The following is a 20,330-nucleotide window of genomic DNA, read 5'->3' as shown; positions in this document are numbered from 1 at the left end:
CCTCGTCACGGGGCTCTAAGGAATCCCCTGGAAAGTCCGCCGCGTCGCCGCCACCGCCCTTCCGACGACACGGCGAGCAAGGCGGACGGTGACCGCAGCGACTGCATCCGGCGCAGTGCAGTCACCTGACGGATTCGCCCGGCGGCTCCGCACTCGACAATGCGATGTGAGCCGACTGCCACGGCCGGAGAACCGGCGCGCGAGGAAGTTGGGCTCTTCGCCTCACCGGCCGCGGCGTTTTCGCCCGCACGACGCCGGACGTGGCGAGCGCGAGGCGAGCGCGGCCATCGAGCGGGGCGACCCGAGACAGAGGGCATCCAGGCGCCGCCGGACCCCGCAGGCGCGCGGTCCACCTCGGTGAATTCGTTGATCCGGGCCCGTCCTGCGGTCCTGGGTGGCTGTCGGGTTGGGAAGGAGTCGGAGGCCATGGAACGAGCGGCAGTCGTCACGGGACTCGGGGGCTGGGTGCCCCCCACGGTCGTCACCAACGACCAACTCGCGAGAGCCCTCGACACCAGCGACGAGTGGATCCGCAGCCGTACCGGCATCCGCGAGCGACGCTGGGTCTCTCCGGGCCGGTCCACGGGCGATCTGGCCGTCGAGGCCGGGCGACGGGCGCTGTCGTCAGCCGGTACGGAGGCCGTGGACGCGGTGGTCCTCGCCACCAGCTCCCCGGACCGGCACTGCCCCGCGACCGCGCCCGAGGTGGCCGGCCGACTGGGACTCGGACCTGTCGCCGCGTTCGACGTGGCCGCGGTGTGCACGGGCTTCGTGTACGGCCTCGCGACCGGCGCCGGCATGGTCGCGCTCGGGGCCGCCGACCGCGTGCTCGTCATCGGCGCGGACGCGTTCTCCACCATCCTCGCCCCGGACGACCGCACGACCCGGGTGATCTTCGGCGACGGCGGCGGTGCGGTGGTGCTGCGTGCCGGGTCGCCGGCCGAGCCCGGAGCGCTCATGGGGCTGAACCTCGGCAGTGACGGGAGCCTCAGCGATCTGATCGAGGTGCCGGCGGGCGGGTCCCGGCAGCGGTCCACGGGACTGCCCGCCAAGACCGAGGACACCTACTTCACGATGCAGGGGCAGGCCGTCTACGCGCAGGCCGTGCGGCGGATGACGGAGTCGGTACGGGAGACCGCGGCGCGCACCGGATGGTGCCTGGAGGAGATCGACTCCTTCGTGCTGCACCAGGCCAACGCCCGGATCCTGACCGCGGTCGCCCGCCGGCTCGCGCTGCCGCCGCAGCGGTTCCTCTCCAACATCGGTACGCGGGGCAACACCGTCGCCGCCTCGATCCCCCTCGCCCTGGCCGACGGTGTCGCCTCCGGCGAGTTGCGGCCCGGACACAAGGTGGTGCTGGCCGGCTTCGGCGGCGGCCTCACCTGGGGGTCGCTGGCCCTGGTGTGGCCCCGTCTCGGACCGCACCGGAACTAGATCAACGCCCCGAACCCCCCCACCACGTCAAGGAGGCCCCGTGGACGCGGAGTCGATCATCGCGCACCTACTGACACCCGAGGGACGGGCCGATCCCTACCCGCTGTACGCCCGCGCCCATGAACTGGGGCCCGTGATGCCGGCCGGCGACGGCATGGTGCTGGTCTGCGGCTACGAAGCCTGTCGACAGGCCCTGCGCCACCCGGGTCTGGGCGCCGACCTCGCCATGATGACCTGGGGTGCCGACATCGATGAGCATCCCTCGCTGGCCCTGCTGAGCCGGTCCCTCTTGGTGGCCAACCCGCCGCACCACGGGCGGCTGCGGTCGTCGATGTCCCAAGTGTTCACCGCCCGCCGGGTGGCCGCCCTGGAAGCGGAGATCGTGCGCACCACCGACGCCCTGCTCGACGGCCTCGCGGAGGGCGGCTCCGCCCCGGTGGAGTTCATGGACGCCTTCGCCTTCTCCCTGCCGGTCCAGATCATCTGCGAACTGTTCGGGGTGCCGACCGCGGACCGTCACCGCTTCCGCGGTTTCGCCGCCGATCTGTCGGCCATTCTGGAACTGCTGGCCGACCCCTCCGGTCTCGACGCCGCCGACCGGGCGGCGGTGGAGGTCGGTCACTACTTCACCGCGCTCGCCGAGGCACGCCGGACCGATCCGCGCGACGACCTGGTGACCGCCCTCGTACGGGAACCGGACCAGGAGACGCGGCTGGACGACGACGAACTCGTCGCCAACCTCACCACCGTGCTGCTGGCCGGCTTCGAGACCACCACCTACCTCCTCGGCAACGGCCTGCACCTGCTCTGCGAGCACCCCGACGTGATGGCCGGTCTGCGGGCCGGGACCGTCCCGCTGCAGGGCTTCGTCGACGAGGTGCTGCGCTACGACTCACCGGTGCAGCTCAGCCACCGGGTCGTGCTGGCGGACGGCGTCTCGATCGGGGGCCTGCCGGTTCCGGCGGGGAGCCATGTGGTGGTGCTGCTGGGCGCCGCCAACCGCGATCCGGCCCGCTACGACGACCCCGATCGCTTCGATCCCCACCGTCAGGACATCCAGCCGCTCAGCTTCGGCGGCGGCGCGCACTACTGCCTCGGTGCCCTGCTGGCCCGGCTGGAGGCCACCACCGCCTTCGGCAGGCTGCTGTGCCGCTTCCCCGCTCTCGGCCCCGCTCCCGGAGCCGCGCCGACCCGCCGGGACCGGCTCTTCCTGCGCGGCCACGAGACCCTGCCGATCGTCCTGTCCTGAGGGTGAACGGCCGACGGAATTCAGAATTCGACAAGTCCCTTCGGAGGGAAGTCAGTTGTCGTACCACGCGGAATCGGACCGCCCGCCCCCGCACGTTCTCACTCCGTCCAGTGAGGAGGATGTGATCGCCGAACTGTCCGGAGGCAAAGGAAGAAACCTCCACACCCTCACCGCCGCCGGATTCCAGGTGCCGAGCTGGTCGGTGATCGGCCTCGATGCCTTCGCCGCGTTCTCCCGCGGCAGCGGGCTGGACGAGCGTCTGGAAAGCCGGCTCGACGAAGACTGGGAGAGCAGGGCCGGACAGATCGCCGCCGAGATCGCCCTACTGATCGAGGCCGCGCCCCTCGACGAGCACATCGCCGCGGCCATCGCGCTGGCCTACACACAGGCCGGCGGCGGCCTGGTGGCCGTCCGCTCGTCCGGAGCGGAGGAGGACGGCACCGAGCACTCCTTCGCCGGGCAGTTCGACAGCTTCCTCAACATCTCGGGCCTCGACCAGGTCACCGCCCACGTCCGCCGGTGCTGGGCCTCCGGATTCTCCGAACGGTCCCTGCGCTACCGCGCGCAGCGGGGACTGCCACCCGGTACCGGCGGAGTCGCCGTCATCGTCCAGCGCATGGTGCCCGCGGAGCGCAGCGGCGTGCTGTTCACCGCCGATCCGACGGCCGGCCGCACGGACCGCCATGTGATCAGCGCCGTCCACGGGTTGGGGGAGGGGCTGGTCTCCGGGGCGGTCGACGCCGACACCGTCGTACTCGACGCCGCCACCGGTGACCTGCTGAGCACCGTGATCGGCGACAAGCAGGAGCGCTACGACGCCGGCACCGGACCCGGCTGCGAGGTGTCGCCGGTCGCCGACGAGGACCGCAAGGCGCTGTCCCTGACCACCGACGACCTGGCCCGGCTGCACGCGGTCGGAGTGCGCGCCACGGCACACTACGGCGCCCCGCAGGACATCGAGTGGGCCATCGCCGACGGCACCCTGTGGGTGCTGCAGAGCCGCCCCGTCACCACCCTCGGCCCCGCGCCGGAACCCCAGGGCGAACTGCGGCTCTGGGACAACTCCAACATCATCGAGAGCTTCAGCGGCGTCGTCTCCCCGCTCACCTACAGCTTCGCCGCCGACACCTACGCCAAGGTGTACGACAGCTACGCCCGCGCCCTGGGCGTCAGGGGCGAGAAGCTGCGCGAGGTCCAGGAGTGGACCCCGCATCTGCTCGGCTATGTCCACGGACGGGTCTACTACAACCTCCACCACTGGTACCGCATGGTGCGCCTGGCACCGCTGTACCCCCTCAACCGCCGGGTCCTGGAGAAATCGCTGGGTGTCGCGGAGAGCATTTCCGACGAGACCGCGGACACGCTCCACCCCTTCACACCCCGGCCCGGGCTGCGCGGCCGAATGGCGCGACTGGTCCGCACGGCGATCTTCACCGGACGGTTCCTGACGATCCGGAAAGCGATGGACACCTTCCACCGGGACTTCTACCGGGCGTACGAGGTGTTCAACAACGTCGATTACGACGCGCTGCCCGGTGACGAAACCTACCGCCGCTTCCGCCGGATGCAGCGGGAACTCATCGAGAAGTGGGGGCCGATGCAGGCCCTCGACGCCACCATCCTGCTCTCCGTCGGCCTGCTGGCCCTGCTCACCCGCCGCTGGCTGCCCGACGCCCCCGAGTGGTTCACCTGGGCCGCGGCGGCCCCGGGCCAGGATGTCGAGTCCGCCGAACCCGCCTGGGCGCTGGCAGAGTTGGCCGCGAAGGCGAGCGCCGACGCCGAGGTGCGACAGCTACTGGACCGCACCCCCGACGCAGACGCCTACCGGGCGCTGCGCGAGGCGGGGCACGGCGAGTTCCTGGCCGCCGTGGACGCGTACGTCGCCGACTACGGTTACCGCAGTCCGGACGAACTCAAGCTCGAAGTCCCCGACCTGCACGAGAACCCCGCCGGGCTGTTCACCCTGCTGCGTGACGCACAGCCCGGGGCCGCCGGCCGCGGCGCGGGTGACCGCGGCGGCGAGGCGGACACGTATCTCGACCAGCATCTGCGCGGTCCCCGACGCCGGCTGTACGAACGGGTGCGGAACAAGGCCCGGGCCGCGCTCACCGACCGTGAACGGCTCAGGTTCTGCCGCACCCGGGCATTCGGCTCGGCCAAGCGCATGCTGCGCGCCATCGGCCGCGACCTCGCACGCACCGGGGCCATCGACACCTGGGACGACGTGTTCATGCTGCGCCTGGAGGAGGTCCGGGGCGCCTACGAGGGCATGATCGCCCACACGGAGCTGAAGGAGCTGGCCGCACTGCGCCGCAGGCAACTCGCCGCCGACGCCGAGCTGCACGCCCCGGCCCGCTTCACCACCCACGGCGCCCCGTACTGGTCGGGCAACCTCGAGCGGGCCGGCTGGACCGGCGGGCCCGCCGCCCGCAGCGGCGCCCGGGAACTGCGCGGCACCCCCTGCTGCCCCGGTGTCGCCGAAGGACCCGCGGTCGTCACCGACACCCCGCGCGACATCGGCGGCGGAATCCTGCTCACCTACCGCACCGACCCCGGCTGGGTGGCCGCGCTGCCCTCGGCCGCCGCGCTGGTCATCGAACGCGGCAGCCCGCTCACCCATGTCGCCGTGGTGGCCCGGGAACTGGGCATCCCCACCGTGGTCCAGGTCAGGAACGTCACCACCGAGATCCGCTCCGGCACCCGGGTGCGGGTCGACGGCGCCGCCGGCACCGTCACCGTGCTGGCCGAGCCGGAGCCCCCGGCCGACAGCCGGCCCTGAATCCGCACTCCCAGGACGAAAGGCACTCCCCTTGATCCTCACCGAGGAATATCTGCAGGACCTGCTCGACAAGACACTGACACAGGTGCGCACCGGCGACTGGGCCGTGGTGCTCGAAGGATCCATCGCCGAAGGCTTCGGCAATCCCGGGTCGGACATCGACTTCCTGCTCATCGGCCGTGACGAGGACGACCTGCCGACCATGCCGTCGCTGTTCTTCGTCGACGGCAGGCGGGTCGAGATCCGCACCCGTTCGCTGCGCCAGCTCACCGAGCAGTTCGCCGCCCTGGAGACCGGCGCCAAGCGCGTCGGCAGGATCCCCGAGGATCTGCTGAACCGCTGTCAGCGACTGCTCAACAGCGTCCCGTTGCGCGGTCACGCCCTGGTCGACGAGGTCAAGAGCCTGCTCCCGGCCGAACGGCTGGGCAGCATCGCCGCGGCCTGGTGGGCGCACTCCGCCAGACAGTCCCTGCGCCATGCGACGGCGATGATGTGCCTCGACGAGCCCGAGGAGGCGATGGACTGGGCCCGCGCCGGACTGGTGCAGGCGGTCAAGGCCTGGGCCGCCGGGCGGGGCGAGACCTATCTGGAGCCCAAGTGGCTGTCCCTGCAGCTGGACCGGGCGGACCGGCCCGACGTCCGTGACCGCTACTGGGAACTGGAGTCCGCCGGACCCGACGTGGCTGCGGACGACTACCTCGGCGCCTGTGTGGAGTTCGCCGCGGAACTCGGCGTCACCGGCGTACAGCGGGATCCGGCGCGGCTGACCGTGGAACGCCAGAAGGGTGTGACCACCTGGCAGACGTCGGAACGCGTCCATGTCGTCCGCGGCCGGCGCGATGTGTTCGTGCTCGGCGAGCGGGCCGGCCAGGTCTGGCGCTCGCTGGTGCTGGGCACACCGCTGCCCCGGGTGCTGGCGAACGCCCGTGCCACCGGAGCGGCGGAAGCCGGCCCCCTTCTGGCGCACTTCCTGCGGCTGGGACTGGTGCGGCTGGCCTGGAAGGGCGGCGGCACGGTCGCCCCGGCCCTGCCGCTGGCCTCGCCCCCCGGCCCCCTCACCCCGCCCCCCGGCACCGCCCGGCCGCTGCTGTCGCTGCGCGGAGCAGCGGTCAGCGGCCCCGACGCCGTCGACCTGGTCCCGTTGCCCGCCGACCGGTTCGCCGCGGCCGCCTTGGCACTGGCCTTCTCCAACATGGTGGTCGAGAACGCCCGGGAGGACCTGGCGGGCGCCCTCCGCCAAGGGCAGTGGAAGGTCGCCGAGGTCAGTGCGCGCCGCGCGGCCCAGAGCGCACTGCGGGGACTGCTCTGCGCCTACGGGGTCAGTCCGCTGCCCGCCGACTGCGACCTGGTCCGCAGGCTCTCCCTGCTGCCCCCCGGCATCCAGTCGATCCGTACGCTCGCGAACACCCTGTCCCGGGTCAGCATCGACTCGCCCGAGCGTGCCGAGGCCGTACTGCGTGAACTGGAGCAGTTCATCGGCTTGGTGCGGCAGGCCGCCGGGGCCGACGCCTTCCCCGCCTCCTTCGACTCCGCCGACACCTGGCGGGCCACCTTGGAGCTCGGCCACGACTGGGTGCGTGTCGCGGCCCACTTCGACGCGGAGCTGCCGCTCCAGGAGGTCCGCGACCTGGTCGCCAGCAGCGGAGCCCAGCCCCACCAGGCGGCATGACGGCATGACCGCGGTCCGCGGTCTCCCGCTCCTCCTGCCCGACTGCCCGACCCTCCGACCACCGTCCGACGACTGGAGAAACACGTGCACTCGACATCCCACGCCCCCGGCAGGCAGAGCCGATGACCGCAGGGATGACCGTTCTGGTCACCGGCGCCAGCGGGTTCCTGGGCGCCGAAGTCACCGCCAGGCTCATCACGGCAGGGCACTCGGTGCTGGCCCTGCTGCACAGCAACGGCGACATCGTCCGCAACAACGGCAGAACACTGAAGCCGCGACCGGGCACCCTGACCCGGCTCGCCGGAGACATCACCCGCCCCGCACTGGGCCTGGACGCCGAGCAGCTTCGCCTGGCCGCCGGCGCGGACCGGATCGTCCACTGCGCCGGAATCACCGACTTCGGCCGCCCCGCACAGATCTACCAGGACATCAACGTCACCGGAACCGAGAACGTCCTGGCCCTGGCACAGGCCCATGGAGTGCCGCTGGTGCACGTGAGCACCGCCTATGTGTGCGGGGAGCGGGACGGCACCGCCCGTGAGGACGAACTCGACGTCGGCCAGCGGTTCGGCAACGACTACGAGAAGAGCAAGCTGCGCGCGGAGGTCCTGGTGCGCGGGGCGGCAGCGGACGGCCTGCCCGTCGCCGTGGTCCGGCCGAGCATCGTCACCGGCGACCGGCGTACCGGCCGCGTCCGCGACTACAAGACCATGTACCCGGTCGTCCGGCTGACGACCAGCGGACGGGTCAGGACCGTCCCCGGGAACTACGACGCCCTCCTCGACCTGGTGCCCGTCGACTACGTCGCGGATCTGATCGTCGAGGCCGCGACACGCTTCGAGGACGCCCGGGGCCGGACCCTGCACGCCACCGGCGGCCGGGCCGTGACCCTGCGTGACCTCTCCGACGTGCTCGCCGAGTACCCCTCCTTCCAGGTACCGCGGTGGATACCACCCGCCGTCTTCTCCGCAGACGCCCTCCCGGACAGCGAACGCCTCTACCACGAGCGGGTCATCTCGCTCTACGCCACCTACATGCGCCGCCGGATCCACTTCGACAACACCGACACCGTGGCCTTCAGCCACCGACCCGCCCCCACGGGCGGCAGCCCGTACCTGCGCAGACTCCTGGACCACTGCCTGCGGTCCGGCTACCTGGGCGCCGCAGCGCGCAGGGAGACCGCCGCCGCGTCCGCCCGACCGGAGGGGAGCCACCGGCCATGACCGCCGAACCGAACCACGGCATCGCGATATCGCCGCTGCTGAGCTGCAGTACCGAAAAACTGCGGCTGTACGGCGCGGACACCTACTACCAGGAGAGCTACGAACAGCTCGCCGCCCTCACCGACGACGTCACCGGATTCGCCCACCGCCACGCCGCCCTGCTGCTGAAGCCGGACGCCGTGGTCGCCCGCAGGCTGGACGCGGCCGTGGACTGGCTGACCGGACAGGGCTACCGGATCGTCGGCGCGGCGGTCACCCGGCTGACCCGCACCATGATCCGCTCCCTGTGGTACTTCCAGTGGAACCTCGCCACCCCCTACCGCAGGAGGCTCGCCGCCCTCTTCCTGGAGGACGCCGACGCCCTCGTCCTGCTCGTCCGCCCCGCCCACGAACCCGACGTCCCCGCCTCGGTCGAACTCACCCGGCTCAAGGGGCCCACCGACCCCGAGGCCCGCCGGCCCGGCCAGCTGCGCCACCTCCTCGGCCGCTACAGCTACCTGCTCAACCTGGTGCACACCCCCGACGAACCCGCCGACGTCCTACGCGAGTTGGCCGTCCACTTCGACGACGCCGAACGCGACCGCCTCATCCGCTCCGCGCTTGCGGACGAGGACCGCACCGGGCACGCCCTGGAGCTGGCCGACCAGCTCTACGCCGCCACCAAGCCCCGTGAACTCGACTTCGAGCCCGCTGCCGAACGGCTGCGCGCCGCCGTCTCCCGCCACCCCGGCCTCGACCCGGCCGCCACCCCGCGCCAGCTCCTGGAGTCGGCCTGGGACCTCGGGATCGACCTCGACCCGTGGGACACCGTCATCGTCGGCTCCAAGGTGCTGCCCATGCGGCAGCCCGGCCGCGCCCCGGTCCTCGACGGGGCCGGCACCGACGCCTGGCGCCGCCATCTCAACGCCGTCCGCGCCGACTTGACCTGAACGAGGAGCAGCCCATGCAGTTCGCCCGGACACTCCCGAAGGAGCTGGTGCACCGGGCAGCGATCGCCGAGGTCTTCCTGACCGACGCGGAGCGCCTCAGCGAGGACGAGACACTGCTCGCCGCGCAGCTGCCACGCCTCCACCCCTTCTACGACGACGTCCTCGGCCCCCGCACCCACCACGACCCCCTGCTGTTGCTGGAGGCATGCCGGCAGGGCATCTACGTGGTCGCCCACCGCCACCTCGACGTGCCCCTCGGCCACAGGTTCCTGCTCCGCACGGTGGAGTTCGAGGTGCCGGACCCGGCCGCCCTGGTGCCCGGTGACAGCCCCACCGAAGCCGTCATCGGCGTCCGTGTCGAGCACCGGATCCGGAGCCGGTCAGGGGTGACGGGGCTCCGGCTGCGTTTCACTGTGGCCATCGGCACGCGCCAGGCTCTGCTCGCCCGCATCGAATACTCGTGGATGCCGGCGCAGGACTGGACGCGTCTGCGGGCCGGGCAGCGCGACGCACTCGGCCTGTCCGAGCCCCCGGTCGCGCTGCCCGGCCCGCGCGTCGACCCCGCCCTGGTGGGCCGGCGGAACCAGGCCAACGTGGTCGTCTCAGCGCCGTACACCTCGCAAGAAGGCGTGACCACCGCACGCCTGGTCGCCGAGACCAGCCACCCGACCCTGTACGACCACTGGGTCGACCATGTGCCCGGCATGGTGGAGCTGGAGGCCTTTCGGCAGCTGGCGCTGACCGCCGCCGTGGCCGCGGGCACGGTCCGCACCCCGACGGCGCTGCCGGTCGGTCTCTCCGTCCGGTTCCGCCGCTTCGCCGAGATGGACCTGCCCCTGGAGTGCCGGGCCGCTGCGGTGCTGCCCGGCGCCGACATCGAGTGCACCCTGCACCAGCCCGGCGCCCTGGTCGCCGAGGCCCGCGTCAGGCTCGCCGAGCGGACCGCGGCCGGCCTGACAGGCGTACTCGCCGGCCGGGGGGCGGCCCGGTGAGCACCGTCGTCCTGCCCCAAGTGCCCGCCCGGCTGGGCCGTTTCGTGCTGCGGATGTTCCGGCCCCACATCTACGCCACCTACGGACTGCTGTGGGTCCTCGCCCTGGAGGGCTCCGCGGTGACGCTGACCGGCACGGCCTGGCGGCCGTCCGCAGCCACCTGGGTGCGGGTCGTCAGCGTCGTACTGGCGCTGCTGTTCCTGCGGATGCTGGACGAACAGAAGGACCTCGAGTACGACCGAGTGCACCACCCGGACCGGCCGTTGGTCACCGGCGCGATCACCGTGGCCGAACTGCGCGGCGCCATGGCCGCGCTGACCCTGCTGGTGGCCGGCCTGAACGCGGCCCTGTCGGTGACAGCGGTCCTGCTGAGCCTGGCGGCCCTCGGTTACGGACTGTTCCTCGCCGCCCTGGAACGCCTCTCGCCGGCGGTACGCGACCGGCAGTTGCTCAACCTCGCGGTCACCTACCCGGTGCAGGTGCTGCTGGGCATCTATGTGTACGGGTCTCTCGCCGCCGCCGGGACCGTCGCCGCCGACTGGCGCGGGGCGCTGTTGCTCGCCCTGTGCGCCTGTGTGTTCCTGCACTTCGAGTTCGCCCGGAAGACGGCCTGGGAGGCGGCGTCCGGCGCCCGCCTGTACTCCGCGGATCTCGGCCCCCGGCGCAGCGCGTCGGTCACCGCGGGTCTCGCGGCCGGGGCGGTCGGCTGCCAGCTCGTCCTGTTCGCGCCGGCCGGCCCGCCGGGGCTGCTGCCCTGCCTGGCGGTGGCCCTGCCCCTGTGGGGAACCCGGCGGTTCCTGACCCGGCGTCACGGCGGCTGGCCACTGATCACCGCGATGGGCTTCGTCGTGATGACGTACCTCGCCCTGGTGGTACGGGCGGTGCTGCTGCCGTGACCTCTCAACAAAACCTTTCCTGCGACGAGTTGCTGACCACGACGCGCTGCGTGCGGCGTGGCCTGGACCTGGAGCGGGCGGTGGACCCGGAACTCGTCAAGGAGTGCCTGCGCATCGCCCTGCAGGCACCCAACGGCAACAACCGGCAGAACTGGCGCTGGCTCCTGCTCACCGACCCGCGGATCCGCGCGGACGTCGCCGAGGTGTACCGGGCCGCATTCCACGCCCGCAACGCCGCCGCGCTGAAGCGGCTGGACGAACTTCCCGAGGGGACCCGTTCCGCGATCACCGGCGCTCGGCTGCTGGCCGACCGGCTGCACCGCGTGCCCGTCCTCGTCATCCCCTGCCTCGAACTGCCCGACGGCCGGCTGCCGCAGGGAAACCAGGCCGGCGTGTGGGGGTCGCTGCTGCCCGCCGCCTGGAGCTACGCGCTGGCCGCCCGCAGCCGTGGCCTGGTCACCGCCTGGACGGCGGTCCATCTGGACCGCGAACGGGAGGTGGCAGACCTGTTGGGCCTGCCACCCACCGTTCGCCAGGGCGCGCTGCTTCCGACCGCTTATCCGCTGCGCACCACCTTCCGGCCGGGGCCACGGCTGCCGCTGGCGGAGGTCCTGCACCACGACGGCTGGCAGGGCAGCGACCGGACCTGAGGGTGACTCAGGTGTCGTTCCACTTGAAGAAGCGCAGCGTCAGCGCGGTCACCACGGCGGTGAAGGCGAGCATGCCGCCCATCGTCGGCAGCACGTCCACCACGCCGCCACCGCGGCTGAGCACGTCCTCACTGCCCGTCACGAGGTAGCGCAACGGCATCAGATACGAGATCACCTGGAGCCAGTCCGGGGCGCCGTCGAGGGAGAAGAACGACCCGGACAGGAAGGACATCGGAAGCACCAGAAGCTGGGCGAGACCGCCGGCGGACTCCTCGGTCTTCGTGACCGAGCCGATCAGCAGACCGAGCGACATCAGCGACAGCGTGCCGCACATCACCAGCGGAACCACCAGCCACCAGTTGCCCGTGAGCTGCAGGCCGAAGTACGGCAACGTCGCCACCAGCAGGAACAGTGCCGTCTGCGTGAGCGCCATGACCATGGTCATCGCGATGCGGGCGGCCACCACCTCCCAGGCCCGGATGGGCGACAGCCGCATCCTCTGGAGGATCTTCTTGCGGCGCAGCGTCACCAGCGTCAGCGCGGTGCTGAACACCGCGCTGGAGGCGATGGCCCAGCCCATCAGACCCGGTGTCAGGTACTGGATGGGTTTGACGGACTGGTCCTCGACCTGACTGGCCTTCAACGTGTACGTGGCGGGCTTGCCGGTCGCGGCCAGGTTCGCCTGCTCCAGTATCGCGTTGAGCGTCGCACGGGCAGAGGCGCCCTTGACGGCGTCGGCGGCGCTGTAGCGCAGCACCACGGTGCCGCCGTCCTGTTCGACCAGCGCGTCGTAGTCGCCCTTGCGCACCTTCTCCAGTGCGGTCGACTCGCTGCTCGCCTTGGTGATCGTGGCGGCCTTGGACAGCTGCTCCCGCTGGCCCTTGGTGAGCGAGTCCAGCACCTGCACCTCGCCGACCTGGGCCACCTTGATGTGCGAGGTGCCGTCGCTCTTGAAGAGTGTGCCGAACAACAGCAGGAACAGGATCGGGAAGATCAGCAGGAAGAAGATCGTGCCCTTGTCCCGCAGCACGCTGAGGATCATCGTCCGGGACAGCTCACGGACCGGGCTGAGTCGCTCGTCCCCGGCCGTGTGCCTGCCAGCCGGACCGCCCTTCCCCGCGGGCTCCTTCCGGTCGGACGGGCCCGTTCGTATGGTGGGCGCGGTGGTGTCGTCGATGCTCACGCGCGGTACTCCCGTCCGGTCAGCTGGAGGAAGACGTCCTCCAGAGTGGCTCCGCGTACCTCCAGGCCGCGCAGGGCCCCCTGTTCGGCCAGGATCGACAACACCGGTCCCGGCGTGTGGGTGGCCATCGACAGCGAGACCCCGTCGTCCTCCACGATGGTGTTCTCCACCCCCGCGGACTCCAGCAGGCTCCGCAGCACGTCCGGTGCTACGAGCCCCGACTCCACGCTGACCCGCACCATCTGGTCCAGCTCACGGATCAGGGCCGCCGGAGCGCCGGTCCTGAGCACCTTGCCGTGCTCCATGACCGACACCCGGTCGCAGAGGATCTCCGCCTCGTCCAGGTAATGCGTGGTGAGGACCACGGTGCGGCCCTCCTGGTTGACGTCCCGCAGCAGATCCCACAGATTCCGGCGGGCCTGCGGGTCCAGACCCGCGGTCGGCTCGTCCAGGAAGACGATCTCCGGATCGTGCACCAGGCCGCAGGCGATGGACAGCCGCTGCGCCTGCCCGCCGGAGAGCTTGTCGGCCGGCACGCCGCCGAACTCGGTGAGGCCGACGCGCTCCAGCATCGCGTCGGCCTGCCGGGCGCCGAGCCGGTGGAACGACGCGAACAGACGGATCGTCTCCCGCGTGGTCAGCTTGTCGAAGAACGACGACGCCTGGAACTGCACGCCGATCCTGGTCAGCAACTCGTGGTTGCGCGGCCAGGGGCTCTTGCCGAACAGCTCGATACGGCCCTCGTCGGGCTCCCGGACGCCCTCCAGAATCTCCAGAGTGGTCGTCTTGCCCGCGCCGTTGGGACCCAGGATGCCGTAGAACTCGCCCGCCTCGATGCGCAGCGAGACCCCGTCGACGGCCTGGATGTCCCCGTACCGCTTGCGGACGCCGCCCGCGACGATCGCCGCCGTCATACCGTGCCCGCCCTGACCGTGCGAGGCCGTGTCCCGGCCCCGCCGCACATGAACTGAAGGTCCATCACTCGACTGCCGTCTCTCCGTGATCGGTTGGGGGATCGAGGTCCGGCCAGGGGAGTCGGCCAGGCCTCGCGTCCGACCGCCGACGGCCGGCAACGGCCGAAACAGTGACGGGAGCGCGGGCGCTCTGCGGCGGTGCGGTACGGAACCCCAGCCCAGCACAGGCGCCCGGGCGACGGCCAACAATGACGCCGAAGACTAGGGAATCGCCCGTACTCCGGTCCGCGAAAGAGGGAAGGAACCGGTCCAGTACGGTCGCCGACCGTACGTTCACCTCACTGATCCGCGTCCGTTCTTCGGGCGCGGACCCACAGGATCGAGGACGTCACGATGCCCCCCACAGCCCGGGACGAGTCCGTGCGCCGCGACGGCGGACACGACCGACCGGGAACCTTCCCCCGCCTTCACACCTCCACCGCCCCGTGGGCGGACCCACCCCCGCCCCTGGCCCTGCTGCCGGTGGCCGCGATCGCCTGCGCCACCGCAGCCCTGCTGCTGCTCACCGCCGGTCGCTTCGGCTACTTCAGCGACGAGCTGTACTTCCTCGCCGCGGGCCGCCATCCCGCCTGGGGATACGCCGACCAGCCGCCGCTGCTGCCTCTGCTGGCCCACGCCATCGACGCCGTCTCCCACGGCTCGCTGGTCTGGCTGCGCGCACCGGCCGCCGTCGTCACCGCACTCGGCGTGCTGACCGCCGCCCTGACGGCCCGTGAGATGGGCGGCAGAAGGGCCGCCCAGGTCGCCATCGCCGGCGCGTACGCCGTCTCGCCGGTCATGGTGCAGATGGGCCATCTGCTCATCACCGCCACCCTGGACATCTTCCTCACGACGGTGAGCGCCTGGCTGCTGGTGCGCTGGGTGCGCACCCGACGCGACCGGCTACTGCTCCTGCTCGGCCTGACGGCCGCGGTCTCCCTGCAGGTCAAGTACCTCAGCGTCGGCTTCTGGGCCGTGCTCCTCGTGGCCCTGCTCCTGGTGGGGCCCAGGGACCTGCTGCGCCGTCCCCTGCTGTGGGTGTCTGCGGCGGGAGCCCTGCTCACCGCGGTCCCGGGTCTGCTGTGGCAGGCCCGCAACGGCTGGCCCCAACTGGCCATGACCAAGGTCATCGCCCAGGAGGTCGCCGAAGAGGAGGGCGGCCGGGCCATGTTCCTGCCCACGGTGCTCTCCGCCGCCGGGCTGGCGGGCGCCGTACTCCTCTGTTACGGGTTGTGGCGGCTGCTCGCCGCCCGCGAGGCCCGCCCCTACCGGTTCCTGGGACTGACCTTCGCCGGACTGTGCGCCTGCTACCTCGTCGTCCACGGACGGCCCTACTACGTCTCCGGGCTCTTCGCCGTCCTGTGGGGGGCGGGCGCCACGGGACTTCAGCGGCTGCGCTCCACCCGCCCGCGGGCCTGGGCGACGGCCGTGGTGTATCTGCTGTCGGCGGCGTTGGCGGTCCAGGTCCTGCCGATCTACCCCGTCCACCGGCTCACCAAGCCCTCCTCGGACCGGCTGGCGCGAGAGAGCGTGGGCTGGCCCGACCTCGCCACATCGGTGGCCCGTGTCTACCGCGAACTGCCCGCCGACCGGCGCAGCCGGGCGCTGCTCATCACCGACCGCTACGACCAGGCGGGCGCGCTCGACCGGTTCGGCCCGGCACTCGGCCTGCCGCGGCCCTACAGCGGCCACCGCGGCTACTGGTACCTGCGCCGCCCGGCCGACGACCGGGCGCCCGTCGTCTTCGTCGGCGCCGACGCCCGCTATCTGCGGCAGTTCTTCAGCAGCGTCCACCGGCGTGGCACGGTGACCAACAAGGATCAGGTGCACAACCTCAACTGGGGCGCCCCCATCTGGATCTGCGAGGGCCTGCACCACCCGTGGCACACCACGTGGCCCCGCTTGTCACACCTGGACGCCGACTCGGCCAAGGAGTAGGCCGGGCGCCCCGCGCCAAGCAAGACGGCTGCGGGCGCCGCCTCTCACAGAGACGGCGCCCGCAGCCTGTGCACGCGCGCGACCGGCCGGGGGCGACCGGTACGTGCGCGACCGGCCCGAGGGCGAGGGGTACGTGACCGTGTTCCGCCGCCCCGCGGGCCGGTGCGGTCAGCCCCAGGTCACGGGCAGGGCGTACACGCCGTAGTGCATCGCCTTGTCACGCAGTGGGATGTCCTGCGGATCGGCCGCCAGTCGGAGGTCCGGGAAGCGGTCGAACAGCTTCTGGAAGCCGATGCGCAGGGTCGCCCTGGCCAGATGCTGGCCCAGGCACTGGTGAATGCCGAAACCGAACGCCAGGTGCCGTCGGGAGGGACGGGTGACGTCGAAGACCTCCGGGTCCTCGAACTGCTCCGGATCCCGGTTCGCGGCCGGCAACGACAGCACCACGGTCTGTCCGGCCTCGATGGTCCTGCCGCCGATCTCCACGTCCTCCAACGCCACCCGGCTCGCGCCCATGTGGGAGATCGTCAGATAGCGCAGCAGCTCCTCCACCGCCCGCTCCATCAGTTCCGGCTGCTTGCGGATCTTCTCCAGCTGCTCCGGATGCTCCAGCAGCGCGAACGTGCCGAGGCCCAGCATGTTCGGGGTGGTGTCCAGGGCACCGCCGATGGTGATCCAGGCGATGTTCGACAGCTCTTCCTCGGTCAGCTCACCGGTCTTCACCAGCTTGCCGAGCAGCTTGTCGTTGGGCTCGGCGAACAGGTCCTTGACGACCCGGGCCAGCGTCTGGTCGAGCGCCGTGTTGTGCTCGATGAACTCTTCGAGTGTGTAGTCGATCCGCATGATCGCCGAGAAGTGCTTGTCCAGTTCGGCGATGTCCTCCTCCGGCACGCCCATCACCGAGTGCACCGACCGGTACACGACCTTCTGAACGAACGCCGGCAACAGATCCACCGGCGGCTCCAGACCGGCCATCTCCTCCAGCACGTCGTCGATGATCCCGGCCAGTGTCGGCTCGTACTCCTGGATCTTGCGGACCGTGAAGAAGCCCGTCAGCAGCCGCCGGTAGTGCGTGTGGTCCGGCGCGTCCATCCGTACGAAGGACCCCGGGCCCGACGGCTGCGGTTCGTATTTCTCCACCTCGAACGGCGGCGATGCCACCAGTGCCAGCAGCTCCGCGCGGTGGCTGAACCGCGGGTCGGTCATGATGGCCCGCACATGCTCGTGCCGGGTGACCAGCCAGCCGTCCTCGCGGCCCGGCGCGATGTCGAACGCGACCGGGCTGATCGGATCTTCCTCGCGCAGCCGGCGGTACTCCGGGTCGGGATCGAAGGGACAGGTGCGGTTGGTCGGTATCACTGGTGGTTTCGGCTCGTAGGCCATGAATCCTCCGTCGGGTGGGTTCCGTCCGCCCGGGCGCGCCACTCAGGCTCGCCGGACGGTGAGCGGCAGCTGCCGAAGACCGAAGACGTTGACGCGGTTGTCGAAGTAGGACAGCGGGCTGTCGCGGTCGACCCGGATGTCGGCGTAGCGGTCAAGCATCAGATTGAGCGCGATCTGCCCCTCCATACGGGCCAGCGGGGCGCCCAGGCAGTAGTGGATGCCATGCCCGAACGCGAGCTGCTTGGCGTTGGGCCGGCCCGGCAGGAAGCGGTCCGGCTCGGGGAAGACCCGCTCGTCGCGGTTGGCGGACAACAGCCAGAGGTACAGCATGGTGTTCTCCGGCACCTTCTCCCCGGCGATCTCCACCGGGGCCGTGGGCACCCGTTCGATCTTCAGGAACGGCGGCCGGCAGCGCAGCACCTCTTCGGTGAACGCCGGGATCTTCTCGCGGTCCGCACGCAACTCGGCCAGCAGACCCTCTTCCTGATCCACCGTCAGCAGCATGTTGCCGAGCAGTACGGCGGTGGTCACATGGCCGGCGAGCAGCAGCAGCGCGGCGAAGCTCACCACGTCGTCGTCGTTCAGGCTCTCCCCGTCGACCTCGGCCCGCACCAGCAGGCTCATCAGGTCGTCGTGCTCGCGCGCCCGCCGCTCGGCGACGTGCTGCCGCAGATAGGCGTCCAGCTCCTGCACGGTCCTGCCCAGGACCTCGGCGCCCTCAGGGGTCTCCCAGTCCACGGTCAGCAGGCTGTCGGCCCACACCTGGAACAGCGGGCGGTCGGAGGGCGGCACACCGAGCATGGACGAGATCACGATGACCGGCAGCGGATTGGCGAATGCCTCGACCAGGTCGAAGCGGTCGCTGCCGTCGAGACCGTCGAGCAGGTCCGTGGCCACCTCGGTGATCCGAGGGGTCAGCTCGTTGATCATCTTCGCGGTGAAGACCTTGCTCACCAGCCGCCGCAACTTGCCGTGCCGGGGCGGGTCCAGCAACAGCAGTGTGCCGCCCGGCGGTTGCTGTTCCCCGCCCGACAACCGGCTCACCGTGTCCGAGGAGAACCCCGCCGGGTCGGCGGTGATCCGCTGGACGTCCTCGTGGCGGAACACGTGGTAGCGGCCCGCCGGATCGCGCCACACCGGCTGCTCGTCACGCATCCGTCGCAGCCAGGCCAGCAGCGTGGCGCCGCCGTCGAGACCCACCTCGGGCGGCGCGGACACCTCAGGGCCGACAGCAGGGGGCACGGCAGTCATCGGGAAACCCCTCTCATAGGGCAGGCCGCCGTGGAGGCGGGCCGGGAGCGGCCCCAGCGCAGCACGCTCGCGGAAGGGAAGGCCAGAAAACCCGCGCGAATCTAGGGATTTGCCGGTGCCGGGCGCCGTGTGCCCGGTACCTGGGGCAACTAGGGGATTTTTCAGAGTCGGAGGTCAAGCGGCCGTGGACGGCGGTGGGCGCCCCAGACTGGGCCGGGTTCGAGGTGTTAGAGGAGCCATGCCGAGCGGGTGGGCGTCCGAGCCTGAGGAGATCCGGTGTCGTCTACCGTTCCGAGCGCAGCGGGCCTGCCGCCGGTCATGTCCGCCGAGGTGCGCGACCCGAGCCAGGGGGCCGAGCTGTGAGCGAAGACCGCCTGCGGGACTACCTGAAGCGGGTCACGACCGATCTGCACCGCACCACGACTCGCCTGCGCGAGCTGGAGGCCAAGGACCGCGAGCCGATCGCGATCGTCTCCATGGCCTGCCGCTACCCGGGCGACGTACGCACCCCCGAGGACCTGTGGCGGCTCGTCGCCGACGGCACCGACGCCATCACCCCCTTCCCGGAGGACCGTGGTTGGGACGTCGACTCCCTGTACCACCCGGATCCCGAGCACCCGGGCACCTGCTACACCCGCGAGGGCGGCTTCCTGCACGACGCCGCCGACTTCGACCCCGACTTCTTCGGCATGTCGCCGCGCGAGGCCCTCGGCACCGATCCTCAGCAGCGGCTCCTGCTGCAGATCTCCTGGGAGGCCCTGGAGCGGGCCGGGATCGACCCGAGCACCCTGCGCTCCAGCCCCACCGGCGTCTTCGTCGGTGTCATGTACAACGACTACGGCTCCCGGTTCGACGTACCGCCCCCCGGCCTGGAGGGGTTCATCGGCAACGGCAGCGCGGGCAGCATCGCCTCCGGACGCATCGCCTACACCCTGGGCCTGGAGGGCCCCGCGGTGACGGTCGACACCGCGTGCTCCTCCTCCCTGGTCGCCCTGCACCTGGCCTGCCGGGCCCTGCGGGCCGGGGAGTGCTCGCTGGCGCTGGCCGGCGGCGTCGCGGTGATGTCCACCCCGGTCACCTTCACCGAGTTCAGCCGCCAGCGCGGACTCTCCGCCGACGGCCGCTGCAAGTCCTTCGCGGACGCCGCGGACGGTACGGGCTGGGGTGAGGGTGCGGGTCTGCTGTTGCTGGAGCGGCTGTCGGACGCGCGCCGCAACGGCCATCGGGTCCTGGCCGTGATCCGAGGCAGCGCGGTCAACCAGGACGGCGCCAGCAGCGGCCTGACGGCCCCGAACGGTCCCTCGCAGCAGCGGGTGATCCGGGCGGCGCTGGCGAGTGCCGGGTTGTCGGCGGCGGACGTGGACGCCGTGGAGGCGCACGGTACGGGGACCACACTGGGCGACCCGATCGAGGCGCAGGCCCTGCTCGCCACGTACGGGCGCGACCGTGAACGGCCCTTGTGGCTGGGCTCGTTGAAGTCCAACATCGGGCACACCCAGGCCGCCGCCGGGGTCGGTGGTGTCATCAAGATGGTCATGGCGATGCGGAACGGGCTGCTGCCGCGCACCCTGCACGTCGATGCCCCGTCGACCCACGTCGAGTGGACGGCGGGTGAGGTACGGCTTCTGACGGAGGCCCAGGAGTGGCCGCACGGGGAGGAGGACCAGCGGCGTCGTGCCGGCGTCTCCGCTTTCGGGGTCAGCGGCACGAATGCGCATGTGATCCTCGAAGAGGCCGAGGTGGTCGAAGAGGCTGAGCCGCAGGAGGTGCCTGCCGGGTCGGGTGCCGGTGGTGGCGGGGT

15 protein-coding genes are annotated in these 20,330 nt (G+C 71.4%); 11 read left to right on the top strand and 4 right to left on the bottom strand.

Translation table 11 applies throughout. The features are described from left to right. Nucleotides 1-426 precede the first annotated feature (426 nt). The 9 genes from IH68_RS0147525 to IH68_RS0147485 all read left to right on the top strand — a co-directional run bounded on the left by IH68_RS0147525 (nucleotide 427) and on the right by IH68_RS0147485 (nucleotide 11,821). On the top strand, nucleotides 427-1,434 hold the full coding sequence (locus tag IH68_RS0147525; protein WP_030949733.1) for a beta-ketoacyl-ACP synthase III: 1,008 nt from the start codon (nucleotides 427-429) through the stop codon (nucleotides 1,432-1,434). A 40-nt stretch (nucleotides 1,435-1,474) separates the two neighbouring features. Continuing rightward, nucleotides 1,475-2,683: a cytochrome P450 gene (locus IH68_RS0147520; RefSeq protein ID WP_030949730.1), complete on the top strand. Its 1,209-nt coding sequence runs from the start codon at nucleotides 1,475-1,477 to the stop codon at nucleotides 2,681-2,683. 55 nt (nucleotides 2,684-2,738) lie between these two features. Continuing rightward, nucleotides 2,739-5,462, top strand: coding sequence for a phosphoenolpyruvate synthase (locus IH68_RS0147515; protein ID WP_051834121.1), 2,724 nt, complete (start codon nucleotides 2,739-2,741; stop codon nucleotides 5,460-5,462). Between the two features lie 31 nt (nucleotides 5,463-5,493). After that, a complete protein-coding gene (locus IH68_RS0147510) occupies nucleotides 5,494-7,131 on the top strand; it encodes a nucleotidyltransferase domain-containing protein (protein ID WP_030949725.1) in 1,638 nt (545 codons plus the stop codon). A 122-nt stretch (nucleotides 7,132-7,253) separates the two neighbouring features. Beyond that, complete coding sequence (locus tag IH68_RS0147505) at nucleotides 7,254-8,354, top strand: SDR family oxidoreductase (protein ID WP_051834120.1); 1,101 nt, start codon at nucleotides 7,254-7,256, stop codon at nucleotides 8,352-8,354. Continuing rightward, nucleotides 8,351-9,283 (top strand): nucleoside-diphosphate kinase, encoded by a 933-nt coding sequence (locus tag IH68_RS0147500; RefSeq protein WP_030949721.1) that lies wholly within the window; start codon nucleotides 8,351-8,353, stop codon nucleotides 9,281-9,283. Before IH68_RS0147505 ends, IH68_RS0147500 begins: the two co-directional genes overlap by 4 nt. 14 nt (nucleotides 9,284-9,297) lie before the next feature. Next, nucleotides 9,298-10,275 (top strand): ScbA/BarX family gamma-butyrolactone biosynthesis protein, encoded by a 978-nt coding sequence (locus IH68_RS0147495; RefSeq protein ID WP_051834119.1) that lies wholly within the window; start codon nucleotides 9,298-9,300, stop codon nucleotides 10,273-10,275. Then, on the top strand, nucleotides 10,272-11,171 hold the full coding sequence (locus tag IH68_RS0147490) for a hypothetical protein (protein WP_030949716.1): 900 nt from the start codon (nucleotides 10,272-10,274) through the stop codon (nucleotides 11,169-11,171). Before IH68_RS0147495 ends, IH68_RS0147490 begins: the two co-directional genes overlap by 4 nt. Further along, nucleotides 11,168-11,821, top strand: a complete 654-nt coding sequence (locus tag IH68_RS0147485) for a nitroreductase family protein (RefSeq protein WP_030949714.1) — start codon at nucleotides 11,168-11,170, stop codon at nucleotides 11,819-11,821. The genes IH68_RS0147490 and IH68_RS0147485 overlap by 4 nt, the downstream gene beginning before the upstream one ends. 7 nt (nucleotides 11,822-11,828) lie before the next feature. Here IH68_RS0147485 and IH68_RS0147480 read toward each other — a convergent pair whose 3' ends face one another. Together IH68_RS0147480 and IH68_RS0147475 are read right to left on the bottom strand one after the other, a co-directional pair. After that, entirely contained in the window at nucleotides 11,829-13,004 is a 1,176-nt protein-coding gene (locus IH68_RS0147480; RefSeq protein ID WP_234341837.1) for an ABC transporter permease, read from the bottom strand. Then, entirely contained in the window at nucleotides 13,001-13,918 is a 918-nt protein-coding gene (locus IH68_RS0147475; RefSeq protein WP_030949709.1) for an ABC transporter ATP-binding protein, read from the bottom strand. The genes IH68_RS0147480 and IH68_RS0147475 overlap by 4 nt, the downstream gene beginning before the upstream one ends. Nucleotides 13,919-14,311: 393 nt before the next feature. On the opposite strand from IH68_RS0147475, the gene IH68_RS0147470 reads away from it, so the two are divergent. After that, complete coding sequence (locus IH68_RS0147470; RefSeq protein ID WP_078912946.1) at nucleotides 14,312-15,895, top strand: ArnT family glycosyltransferase; 1,584 nt, start codon at nucleotides 14,312-14,314, stop codon at nucleotides 15,893-15,895. Between the two features lie 168 nt (nucleotides 15,896-16,063). Here the strand turns inward: IH68_RS0147470 and IH68_RS0147465 are convergent, their stop codons facing one another. Beyond that, the gene (locus IH68_RS0147465; RefSeq protein WP_030949703.1) at nucleotides 16,064-17,278 is read right to left on the bottom strand and encodes a cytochrome P450; all 1,215 of its coding nucleotides are present in this window, start codon (nucleotides 17,276-17,278) and stop codon (nucleotides 16,064-16,066) included. Between the two features lie 42 nt (nucleotides 17,279-17,320). After that, the gene (locus IH68_RS0147460) at nucleotides 17,321-18,529 is read right to left on the bottom strand and encodes a cytochrome P450 (protein WP_051834118.1); all 1,209 of its coding nucleotides are present in this window, start codon (nucleotides 18,527-18,529) and stop codon (nucleotides 17,321-17,323) included. A gap of 359 nt (nucleotides 18,530-18,888) precedes the next feature. On the opposite strand from IH68_RS0147460, the gene IH68_RS0147450 reads away from it, so the two are divergent. After that, on the top strand, nucleotides 18,889-20,330 hold a 1,442-nt coding region (locus IH68_RS0147450), incomplete at its 3' end, for a type I polyketide synthase (protein WP_030949699.1).

Origin of the sequence: Streptomyces sp. NRRL S-646, assembly GCF_000720765.1 — a bacterium.
In the GTDB taxonomy this organism is placed as follows: domain Bacteria; phylum Actinomycetota; class Actinomycetes; order Streptomycetales; family Streptomycetaceae; genus Streptomyces.
Note: the sequence above shows the minus strand (reverse complement) of the source record. Positions and strands in the feature narration are given on the sequence as shown.

Excerpts from the sequence above, each read along its gene's own strand:
- IH68_RS0147525 (WP_030949733.1), top strand. The coding sequence starts at position 427 with ATGGAACGAGCGGCAGTCGTCACGGGACTCGGGGGCTGGGTGCCCCCC.
- IH68_RS0147470 (WP_078912946.1), top strand. The coding sequence starts at position 14,312 with ATGCCCCCCACAGCCCGGGACGAGTCCGTGCGCCGCGACGGCGGACAC.
- IH68_RS0147500 (WP_030949721.1), top strand. The coding sequence starts at position 8,351 with ATGACCGCCGAACCGAACCACGGCATCGCGATATCGCCGCTGCTGAGC.
- IH68_RS0147495 (WP_051834119.1), top strand. The coding sequence starts at position 9,298 with ATGCAGTTCGCCCGGACACTCCCGAAGGAGCTGGTGCACCGGGCAGCG.
- IH68_RS0147505 (WP_051834120.1), top strand. The coding sequence starts at position 7,254 with ATGACCGCAGGGATGACCGTTCTGGTCACCGGCGCCAGCGGGTTCCTG.
- IH68_RS0147460 (WP_051834118.1), bottom strand. The coding sequence starts at position 18,529 with ATGACTGCCGTGCCCCCTGCTGTCGGCCCTGAGGTGTCCGCGCCGCCC.
- IH68_RS0147475 (WP_030949709.1), bottom strand. The coding sequence starts at position 13,918 with ATGACGGCGGCGATCGTCGCGGGCGGCGTCCGCAAGCGGTACGGGGAC.
- IH68_RS0147465 (WP_030949703.1), bottom strand. The coding sequence starts at position 17,278 with ATGGCCTACGAGCCGAAACCACCAGTGATACCGACCAACCGCACCTGT.